The following is a 1102-nucleotide window of genomic DNA, read 5'->3' as shown; positions in this document are numbered from 1 at the left end:
CCTAGATTCATAGAATAACCGCAGCACTTTGGACCACCCGGTAGAAGCAGGAGGGCCAGCGCCGGTACCCTCCCTGCTTTACCGACCAAAGTGAAGCAGAGCATGGGATACCGACAGCTGACCCAGACCCAACGATACCAGATCCACGCCCGCTATGACCTGGGCATGAGCCAGCGACAAATTGGCAGAGAGCTGGGCATCCACAGCAGCACGATCAGCCGCGAGTTGCGCCGCAACGCCACCTCTGGTGGCTACGATCCCGAGCAGGCTCAGTCCCTCAGTGATCGCCGGCGACGCACCGCCTGGAAATGGACAAAGCGCTTGCCCAGCATGATCGCCGTCGTTATCGACCGGCTGCGTGAGGAGTGGAGCCCGGAGCAGATCAGCGGTTTCATGGCGCCCTTTACCGGCGTCGCCGTCAGTCACCAGTGGATCTATTCCTTGATCTGGGATGACAAGGCGCGCGGAGGCGATCTCTGGCAGCACCTCCGTCAGCCCAAGCGGCGAAGCAAGCACCGGACCCAGGCCAAGAGCGCAGGGCTCGGCAAGATTCCTAACCGTGTGGGCATCGAGCATCGCCCCGCGCAGGTTAATGACAGGCTCTATATCGGGCACTGGGAGGGCGATACCGTCATCCAGGGTCATAAGCAGTCGGGGCTGGTCACACTGGTAGAGCGACGCAGCGGCTACCTGCTGGCGGCACGGTTGCCCAACATCTCAGCGGCGCTGACGCGAGCGGCTATGATCCGTCTACTGAAGCCCCGTCGAGGTGCTGTCCGGACCATCACCCTGGACAACGGCTCGGAGTTTGCCGATCACCAAGCCGTAGCCAAGGCGGTAACTGCAACGACCTACTTTTGTGATCCCTACTGCTCTGGTCAGCGTGGGAGCAATGAGAACACCAATGGCCTGGTACGGCAGTATTTCCCCAAGGGAACGGACTTCCGGCAGGTCACTGATGCCGAGCTGCGCGAGGTGGTAAGAAGGTTGAATGATCGCCCCCGAAAGCGGCTTGGTTACCGGACACCGGCACAGGTGTTTTTGGGTGAATACTCAGGAGCCCTCAACACCGCAGGTGCTGCGCTTATTACTTGAATTCAGG

General features: G+C 60.5%; 1 protein-coding gene. It reads left to right on the top strand.

The window, feature by feature from the left end; translation table 11 throughout:
* Positions 1–102 precede the first annotated feature (102 nt).
* Positions 103–1095: an IS30 family transposase gene (locus tag QC821_RS21675; RefSeq protein WP_309725603.1), complete on the top strand. Its 993-nt coding sequence runs from the start codon at positions 103–105 to the stop codon at positions 1093–1095.
* Positions 1096–1102: the final 7 nt, after the last annotated feature.

Source organism: Franzmannia qiaohouensis, from assembly GCF_031451695.1.
Classification (GTDB): Bacteria; Pseudomonadota; Gammaproteobacteria; order Pseudomonadales; family Halomonadaceae; genus Franzmannia; species Franzmannia qiaohouensis.
This window is presented reverse-complemented; position numbering and strand designations above follow the sequence as displayed.